Genomic DNA, 9,223 nt, shown 5'->3' on the forward strand with positions numbered 1-9,223 from the left:
AACCGGGGCAATTGGTTTGTGACACAGGCGTTAGTTGCCCTTTATTTGGGCAATACGTTCTGATGGCGACAGATCAGCTCGGACTGTGCTAGTTGATCAACACCTCATCCACAAACAACCAACCAGGTTCTCCTTTGCCTCGGTGCCATTTTGGAAGCTTAGGAATGGGTTTTGACACTACCTTCACATAAGCATATTTTCCAGGTTTGACTTTGCAATCGAAGTAACGAATGCCGTATTGGGGTCCATCAGGAATTGGATAGGTTTGACTGCCAATCTTCTCCCATTTTCCAGGCGTATTGGTTCCCCAAACCTCCAGATTGCTTGGTGGCACCAGATATGAGTTGTCTTCAAGCAGGGTGCCGATGCTCACTTTTTGGATTTCGGGCGGATTTTTAAAATAGCACTCCACATCGAGATGTTCGTTGCGTTCAAATCCTAGCCAGCCATCGTTGGTACTGTAGTTTGGCGCCCCTTTGGTTAAATTGAAAAGAATGGAATCTCCACCACCCCGAAAGCGAGAATTGGCAGGGATTTTCAATTCAAATCGATCGGGTATGAAATTGTTCTTTTTGAATTCAAGCGAGTCCATTACACTTGCATACCAACCACTTAGCTCTGCGCGGTATTTAATTTTCTGATCCTGTTTGACTACAATGGGCTTGGTGTACACCATACCTATTCCCGCTTTTTCATCTGGGTTTTTACCATCGGTGGTATACAGGATTTTGACCCCTCGCATGGGGTGGCTCAGGATGAGTTGGGTGCTGTTTTGAAAATAAGCAACTGGTTTTTCCGCAAGCGGTTTATTGAGTTGTAGTGTAGTAGTGTCAGGCGATGTGCCCAAATCAAGATGCATTTTGCCCGCTTTTTTGCGCAACTGTTGCAAATCTTTATCGCTGAAATCATTGCCCCAGAGGTAAAGTGCCTGCAATCCAGGAAACTTTAAGAGCGGCTCAACGTCTTTGCTTTTCAATTGATTGCCATGAAGTTTTAGGATGCGCAAATGCTTCAAATTGAGCAATTCCGGCAGGTTTTCACCCGTAATTTTTGTTTTGCCCAAGCCCAGCTCCCGCAAATTTTCCAAACCTGCAATTGATTTGATTTCCTTGTCTGTAACAGGAGTACCCGAGGCTTCCAATCGATAAATGTTCTTTCCGATTTTTGCCAATTTTTTAAATACGTCCGCTTGGTAATTCTGGTGGTTCAAAATTACCACTTCTAAGTACGGACTACCTTGAGACAAAGGTCGAATGTTACAAAAATCACTTTTCAACCGCTCGATGGATGTTTTAGAAGCAGCCGAGATATCAGGCAATACTTCTGCGGGCATTGAACTGGTTTTTGCCCAAGTGGCCAAAGTATCATTGGGCAGGTATGCGCTAATTTTTGCACCAAAATCCGCACCTTTCTTGATCCAGAAATGAATCACTTTGAGTTCTTCGGGAGTCAACTGCGGTTTGCCTTGGGGCGGCATGTGCAGGTCATCCGTTTCGGGCAGCAATGCCATCTGTACCATTTGACTGGAATCTGGATTGAATGCTACAAAAATGGCCCCGTTTTTTCCTCCTTTTTTGAAACCTTCTAAGGTAGTCATCAAAAGATCTCCCTTGGTTTTATTGGGATTGTGGCATGCAAAGCATTTCTTCTCCAAAATTGGGCGCACTGCATCTTGAAAAACTTTGGCTTTTTTTAAGTCAACCACCACGGGCGTAGCTGATGCCGATGGCCGGATTGGTTCCAGCAAAAAATTGCTGCCATGCGTCAACACGCCGCCTTGGTGGCCACAAATAAAAGTGAGCAAAAGAGTAGTTGCACCAAATACCCATTGTGGCAAGTGCAATTGGCCACGGCCAAAGCGCCAGGCCAAGTATCCTGCACAAAGGGTAATCGCCAGGGCAGAATACTTGTGCCAATTGAGTGTGGCTGCATCGTACCCACCTTCCCGAGACAAAAACAGTCCACATAGGGCGGTCAATGCCGTAATGGAGGCGGTAATTGACCAGAATTCCGTCTTTCTTGCCCAACTGACCCACTCTGTTTTGTCGGGCATCAGCAATGCCAAACCTCCCACAGTAGCCAGCGTAACCGGAAAGTGCAACACAAGCGGATGCATCCGTCCCAAAACAGCCAAAAGGGCTGGCAGGTGCATATAACGTTCAAAAACCATCAAAAAAACCAATAGAATGCTGAGGAAAAAACGGAGGTTTTCCAGTATTGAGCGATAGCGATTGTTCATCAGAAATTACATTAAAATGCCTGGCACCAGTTTACCACTAATATCGGTGAGCCGGTAGCGACGACCCTGGTGTTTGAAAATCAGTTTCTCGTGATCGATGCCCATCAAATGCATGATGGTGGCCTGGAAATCGTGAACAGGTACAGAATCGCGCACCACATTGTAGCTGAAATCATCTGTTTCGCCATAAGTGATGCCTGGTTTGATGCCACCTCCGGCCATCCAGATACTGAAACAGCGCGGGTGGTGATCGCGACCATAATTGTCGGCTTTGAAATCGCCCTGACAGAACACTGTCCGGCCAAATTCTCCGCCCCAGATCACCAAGGTATCTTCCAGCATACCCCGTTGCTTGAGATCGGTAATCAGGGCCGCAGAAGCCTGATCCACGTCTTTGGCCTGGCCACCCATTTCGTTGGGAAGGTTGCCATGCTGATCCCAACCTTGGTGGTACAACTGTACAAACCGCACCCCACGTTCGGCCAAACGCCGCGCCAATAGGCAGTTGGATGCATAAGTGCCGGGAACCAAACAATCAGGGCCATATAGTTTTACGGTATTGTCGGTTTCGTCTTTCAAATCCATCAATTCGGGTACCGATGTTTGCATCCGGTAAGCCATTTCATATTGCTGGATGCGGGCCATTGTTTCTGGGTCACCTATCTTTTCGTAGCTGTTTTGGTTCAACTCCGCGATTTGATCCAGCATTTGCCGCCGTTCGGATTGGCTCATGCCTTCGGGGTCTTTGAGGTAAAGCACGGGATTTTTGCCGCCGCGCAACATCACCCCCTGGTGCACCGAATCTAAAAAACCACTGCCCCATAGGTGGGCATACAAGCCCTGACTGTTGCCTTTGCCGCGACTGGTCAAGACCATGAAAGCGGGCAGGTTTTCATTCTCACTGCCCAGGCCATAGCTCATCCAGGCACCCATACTAGGGCGACCAGATTGTTGATTCCCCGTTTGGAAGAAAGTAATGGCGGGGTCGTGGTTGATGGCCTCCGTATTCATGGTACGAATGACGCAGATGTCATCAGCAATTTTTCCAATGTGGGGAAAGAAGTCGCTTACCCAGGTGCCATTTTGGCCGTATTGCTTGAAGTTGATGTAGGATGGCGCAATGGGGAATGAGGTTTGCCCGCTGGTCATGCCGGTCAAACGCTGGCCTTGCCTGATGGAACCAGGCAATTCTTTCCCAAACATTTCACGAAGCTTGGGTTTGTAGTCAAAGGTCTCAAGCTGAGAAGGTGCTCCAGATTGAAAAAGATAAATGATCCGCTTGGCTTTGGGCGCAAATTGCGACAATCCCGGGATGAGGGTTGCTGCATCTTCTTCTCCTCCCTTGAACAATTCCGGGATCAACAATGAGCCCAGTGCGAGGGAACCAATGCCCACACTCATTTTGGAAAAGAAAGCCCGACGGTTGATGTTGAGTTTTGACTCGAGTATTTCCTTTTGCATGATCTTTTATGGTTGCAGCGATTGTATTCGCCGTTACAATAAGTCTATTACTTGGTGATGGTTTCGTCCATGTTGTAAATGATTTGCACCACTTCACTTAGCGCGGCACAGTCGAAGGGGTTTACCCCTTTGGCTTGCGCTACTTCCCCCACCTGGAGCATTTTTTCTGCGCGATTGGGATCCTCCTGGAGGGTCTTGCGGCGCTTTTGGAAATAGGCAAACAATTGCTTGAGCTCTTTGCTTTCGGGCTCACGGGTCAGAATGCGTTCAAATGCACTTAGCACAGCAAGCTCTCCACCTCCCGTCTTTTTGAGCAAACGCGCTGCTAACCAACGCGCTGCCTCCAGCATTTGCGGGTCGTTCAGCATATTGAGTGCTTGCAGGGGCGTATTGGTTCGTGTGCGTTTGGGTACACAATAGTCGCGCATTGGCGCATCAAACGTGAGCATGAACGGTGGGGGAGCGGTGCGTTTCCAAAAGGTATATAAACTCCGGCGGTAAAGTTTTTCCTTCTTGTCTTGTTTGTAAGACATCAACGGCCCCCGTCCTGGATTGGTGTCTTCCCACAAGCCTTCTGGCTGATAGGGTTTGACACTTGGGCCACCTACTTCTTGGTTGAGTAGCCCGGAGGTAGCCAACCAGTTGTCGCGAATCATCTCGGCGCTCATGCGGATGCGCGGCCCACGGGAGAGGTACCGGTTTTCAGGATCAATTTCCTGCTTGTGTTTGCTGATGGCGTCCGCTTGCTGGTAAGTTGAGGAGAGCACAATTTCACGAATTAGGCGCTTGACGTCCCAATGGTGTTCCTGAAAATCAACCGCCAACCAATCCAACAATTCCGGATGGGTAGGCAATTCGCCCTGATTGCCAAAGTCTTCTGAAGATTTGACGATACCCGTTCCAAAAAGTTCCATCCACATCCGGTTGACAAAAACGCGGGCGGTGAGCGGATGCTTGGGACTGAAGAGCCACTCGGCCAATCCCGCGCGGTTGTTGGAAAATTTTTTATCGAAAGCCAGCACGGAGCGCGGGGTTCCGCGTTGTACCTCTACCGATGGAGCGTCGTATTGCCCGCGCTTGAGTATAAAGGTGGGGCGAGCTTGTGGCATGTCTTGCATGATCATGACCACTGCCGTATCGGTTGGTTTTTTATTGATGAAAGGCAAAGTGTCTCGTACCGTTGCGTTAGAAATGCGCATATTTGGCGGGTCGGCCAGTGATACGAGCGAAATGTCTCCAAAAAGCCCCTTTTCAGGAACGCTGTTGAAAAACGAGAAGAGTTGATAGTACTCTTTTTGGGTAATGGGATCGTACTTGTGGTCGTGGCACTTGGAACATTCCATGGTCAGGCCCATAAAGGCTTTACTGAACGTATTGGTGCGGTCGGTTACATATTCGATGCGGTATTCTTCATCGATTACGCCACCTTCCTGGGTGATTTTGTGGTTGCGGTTGAAACCCGTGGCCAAGAGCATTTCTTTGTTGGGGTTAGGCAACATATCCCCCGCGATTTGCCAACTTACAAAACGATCAAAAGGCATATTGGTGTTGAAGGCATGAATCACCCAGTCGCGCCATGGCCACATGGTACGAGGCCCATCATCCTGATAACCGTGCGAATCGGCATAACGCGACACATCCAGCCAGTGTGCAGCCATCCTTTCGCCAAAAGCAGGCTGCTTCATCAGGTAATCAACCAGTCTGCGGTAGTTGGCTGGTGAATCGTCTTTTTTGAATTTTTGCATCACGACCTCGGTAGGGGGTAAGCCGGTCAAATCCAGACAAACCCGACGGATGAGGCGAGGCCATTCTTCCCGATCATTGGGTTCGAGATTGAGGTCTTTCATTTTGGTCAAAACCCAACGATCGATCGGGCTATCGTTCCAATCTTTGCGTTTGACTTTGGGCAGCGGTGATTTTTGGGGCACTATGAAAGCCCAGTGCTTTTGGTATTTGGCACCCTGGGCAATCCAACGGCGAATAATGGTTTTCTCCGCTTCGTTCAAACTCAGGTTGCTGCTGGGCGGAGGCATCAATTGATCGGGGTCTTCATGGATCAAACGCCGCCACATTTCACTGCTTTCAGGTTTGCCAGACACTACGACAAATTGATCTTTGTGCTTCTCCAAAGCCTTGAACAGTCCTTCTTTGGTATCCAGGCGCAAACCTGCCTCCCGCTTTTGTGCATCAGGACCATGGCACTTGAAGCAGCGATCAGAAAGGATGGGTTTGACATGAAAATTAAAGTCAACAACATCAGGAATGGTATTGCCCAGTGCATCTGGACCTTTGGCACATTCAGAGAGCAACAGCAAGCTGCCAATTGCCCCAATGCTGGCCAACCATAGCCAGCGTATTTTCAGGTATTTGCCTCTCATGTTCGTTTTATGGTTTTAACAACATCCACATTGGCGAAAATATAAAATAATTTCCGTTCAAAGCTCCAAATAATAAAGTGCAAAAAGATTGATTTCCCCAACTATTTATCAAAAGGTATCGTTTTGGTTAAAATCATGGAGTAAAAGCAGAAATTTTCCTTGACTTAGGGCAGATAACAAATGATTTTTGCTAATCTAGCGTCTCCGAAAGGAAGATTATAAACAAACGTCTTGTACAAAAAAATTAAAACAATGAACAGATTCTTTTCAACACTAGTATGCTTTTTGGGGCTGTGCGCAGTTGCCATTGCCCAAGACATCATCAAGCCAGAGGCTACCGAAATATGGGAGCCCGAGCCAAGGGTGATCACCCCGGTTTTGATGGGGAAAGCCCCTTCTGATGCTATCGTATTGTTTGATGGAAAAAACGCCGATGAATGGGTAGCCGCAAAAGACGGCAAAGCCGTGGGCTGGAAGGTTGAAGGCAATGCCATCACTGCAGTGAAAGGTGCTGGCAATATCCGTACCAAGCGCGAGTTTGGAGATGTTCAGTTGCACATCGAGTTTCGTACGCCCGCCGTTGTTGATGGTTCAGGCCAAGGCCGGGGCAACAGCGGTATTTTTTTACAGTCCATTTATGAACTTCAGGTTTTGGACAGTTACAACAACCGCACTTACTCCAATGGTCAGGCAGGATCCATTTACAAACAAACCATGCCATTGGTGAATGCTTGTTTGCCTCCGGGAGAATGGCAGGTGTACGACATCATTTACACTGCTCCTCACTTCAATAAAGATGGCATCAAAATCATTCCTGCGTACATCACTGTACTGCAAAATGGCGTATTGATCCAAAGCCATACAGAAATCAGAGGAACGACTCCGTATATTGGTTTGCCCAAGAACCCTGCCCACGGCAAAGCACCAATCGAATTACAAGACCACAGCAACCCAACCAGTTACCGGAATATTTGGGTACGCGAACTGTAGGGGCAACCCTTGTGGTTGCCCACAAGTTATAGGCCAAAAAAAAACAGTATGGGCAGCCAGGAAAGGCTGCCCATACTGCGTTTACAAAACATTGAAATTGTAATTACATCCAAAAAATTAAAATTTTCCATTCTTTTCAAAAAAAATCCCTTCTCCGCGGAACGCTTTTCCCACCTCCCCACACCTATCCTTGAACGTTCAAATGCAATACCATGAAAACTTGGTTAATCAGCATCCTATTCCTGGCTCAATGCCATACTGACCCTGACATGATCCCTGAACAACACACTATCCGCGCCAAAGCTGGCGAAAAGTTTGAGATTAAGTTACCCGGCAACATTGCGACCGGCTATAGTTGGGCGCTGGCCAGTCCAGCCGACACCCAATACGTACAATTGGACAAACAGACATACGAAGAATCTGATGACAAAATAGATGGTAAACCTGGCATGGATGTATTTGTGTTCAAAGCACTGAAACAAGGCAAGACCACGCTAGAGTTCGTTTACCGTAGGCCATTTGACAAGCAGATTCTGAAAGTTGCCAAACGTGAAAACTACACCGTAATGATCGATTAAGCTTGTCAAGGAAGTGTTGATTTTTTCATTACAATCAACACTTCCTAAATCCTGAAGATCCCAAAATTCTATAACAACCTTTAAGCTCATCAACATGAATACGCAAATTTTCTCTGGCTTCAGCGCACTGAAGTCCCTGGCATTTTTTGCCCTGTTTTTAAGCGCTTGTGGCATGCAAGCTCAAGTTCAAGTGCCTCAATTTTACATCAATCGTGAAATTCAAGCACCTCAAAACATCAAAATTGAACTGGAACAACAGCGCCAATTCATCTTCACTCAAAAACTTCCCTTTGCGGTAGGCTTTACGGGGGTATCTGGTCGCTCGATTGCCATGATTACTGGTGAAAAAGAATTGTCTCCACTGCAACTTCAAAATGTAAACAACTACTTACGCCTCAAGACTTTCACCATCGATCCGGGCATATTGTCTTGTAATGCAGGTTTCGCATCGTATGATGCCCGCTCTAAAGGGTTGGTTACCCCAATCCGCGATCAAGGAGGATGTGGCAGCTGCTGGGCCTTCGGTACAACTGCGGCTTACGAATCCAACTATTTGAAAGTCAATGGCGGTACTGCCAATGCGCTGAACCTTTCTGAACAACAAATTCTATCCTGCTCTGGTGGCGGTGACTGCGGTGGCGGTATGTCCAACATAGTGTATCAATGGTGGGTAGATGGCAACAACAGTGTGGTTTCTGAAGCTACCTATCCTTATAGCTCCGCTGCTACGGCTTGTCAGCCTAAGCCGGCAACCAATTACAAAGCAGAAGCATGGGGGCTGGCTGATCCAGCGGCAACTTATGTAGGCATTGCTTCTGTTGCCAAAATCAAAGAAGCCATTTGCAAATATGGATCAGTAGCTTCCAGTGTAATGGTAGACGGTTTGTTTCAAAACTATGTATCTGGTGTGTTTTTTGGTTTCGCCAGCAACTACGGTAGCCCTACTTCCAACCACGTTGTACAGATCGTAGGTTGGGATGACGCCAAAGGCGCCTGGTTGATCAAAAACTCATGGGGTACTGATTGGGGAATCGACGGCTTCATGTGGATCAAATACAACGCCAACAATATCGGTCGCCGCGCCATTTGGGTAAAAGCGAAGGCAAACTTGGTAATCAATCCAAATATTGCAATCGATCCAGGCATCAGTGTTAATCCTGGAGTAATTGTTGCAATGCAAGACAAATGGTTGAATGCAGACGCCAATACCAGCAGCTTAACCAAAATCAACTTTGTAGATGCTGGTGCAAACATGGCCACTTGGGGCAAGTGCACACCACAAGATTGCGATTGGGGCAAAGCAAAAGTTGATCCTTTGGTTGGCAATCCAAACTTTACCCACTGTGCCATTTACAATCAAGGGTTTGTGTTGCGCACGGTATACTTCAAAAAACAAGGCAATACTATGAATGTCTTTCTGGTCAGTAAGTTCAATGATTCACGAGGTACCCAAACTTCGGCGATGACTTTTAACAAGCAGTAGTTTTAGGTTTGTCGGTCGCTGAACGTAGCCGGTCGCTGAGCGTAGTCGAAGCGCTTCGGCTCCGCTCAGCGACCGACCACGCTCAGCGACCGAC

6 protein-coding genes are annotated in these 9,223 nt (G+C 47.5%); 3 read left to right on the plus strand and 3 right to left on the minus strand.

Annotation, left to right across the window (positions count from 1 at the left end; all coding sequences use genetic code 11):
* Positions 1-88 precede the first annotated feature (88 nt).
* From ABW391_RS06080 to ABW391_RS06090, 3 genes are read right to left on the minus strand one after another with little or no spacing between them, the layout of a single operon-like run.
* Positions 89-2,239: a c-type cytochrome domain-containing protein gene (locus tag ABW391_RS06080; RefSeq protein ID WP_353480943.1), complete on the minus strand. Its 2,151-nt coding sequence runs from the start codon at positions 2,237-2,239 to the stop codon at positions 89-91.
* 6 nt (positions 2,240-2,245) lie between these two features.
* Positions 2,246-3,700, minus strand: a complete 1,455-nt coding sequence (locus tag ABW391_RS06085; protein ID WP_353480944.1) for a DUF1501 domain-containing protein — start codon at positions 3,698-3,700, stop codon at positions 2,246-2,248.
* Positions 3,701-3,747: 47 nt separating this feature from the next.
* On the minus strand, positions 3,748-6,078 hold the full coding sequence (locus ABW391_RS06090; protein WP_353480945.1) for a DUF1553 domain-containing protein: 2,331 nt from the start codon (positions 6,076-6,078) through the stop codon (positions 3,748-3,750).
* Positions 6,079-6,330: 252 nt separating this feature from the next.
* Here ABW391_RS06090 and ABW391_RS06095 point away from each other — a divergent pair, with 252 nt between their 5' ends.
* The 3 genes from ABW391_RS06095 to ABW391_RS06105 all read left to right on the plus strand — a co-directional run bounded on the left by ABW391_RS06095 (position 6,331) and on the right by ABW391_RS06105 (position 9,129).
* Positions 6,331-7,068: a 3-keto-disaccharide hydrolase gene (locus ABW391_RS06095; RefSeq protein WP_353480946.1), complete on the plus strand. Its 738-nt coding sequence runs from the start codon at positions 6,331-6,333 to the stop codon at positions 7,066-7,068.
* Positions 7,069-7,280: 212 nt separating this feature from the next.
* Positions 7,281-7,646 carry a protease inhibitor I42 family protein gene (locus ABW391_RS06100; RefSeq protein WP_353480947.1) on the plus strand — a complete coding sequence of 122 codons (366 nt, stop codon included), beginning with the start codon at positions 7,281-7,283 and terminating at the stop codon, positions 7,644-7,646.
* 94 nt (positions 7,647-7,740) lie between these two features.
* Positions 7,741-9,129, plus strand: a complete 1,389-nt coding sequence (locus ABW391_RS06105; protein WP_353480948.1) for a C1 family peptidase — start codon at positions 7,741-7,743, stop codon at positions 9,127-9,129.
* Positions 9,130-9,223: the final 94 nt, after the last annotated feature.

Origin of the sequence: Haliscomenobacter sp. (genome assembly GCF_040403615.1) — a bacterium.
GTDB lineage: Bacteria > Bacteroidota > Bacteroidia > Chitinophagales > Saprospiraceae > Haliscomenobacter.

Bases quoted from the DNA above. Each gene is read 5' to 3' on its own strand.
- ABW391_RS06100 (WP_353480947.1), top strand. From the start codon at position 7,281: ATGAAAACTTGGTTAATCAGCATCCTATTCCTGGCTCAATGCCATACT.
- ABW391_RS06105 (WP_353480948.1), top strand. From the start codon at position 7,741: ATGAATACGCAAATTTTCTCTGGCTTCAGCGCACTGAAGTCCCTGGCA.
- ABW391_RS06090 (WP_353480945.1), bottom strand. From the start codon at position 6,078: ATGAGAGGCAAATACCTGAAAATACGCTGGCTATGGTTGGCCAGCATT.
- ABW391_RS06095 (WP_353480946.1), top strand. From the start codon at position 6,331: ATGAACAGATTCTTTTCAACACTAGTATGCTTTTTGGGGCTGTGCGCA.
- ABW391_RS06080 (WP_353480943.1), bottom strand. From the start codon at position 2,239: ATGAACAATCGCTATCGCTCAATACTGGAAAACCTCCGTTTTTTCCTC.
- ABW391_RS06085 (WP_353480944.1), bottom strand. From the start codon at position 3,700: ATGCAAAAGGAAATACTCGAGTCAAAACTCAACATCAACCGTCGGGCT.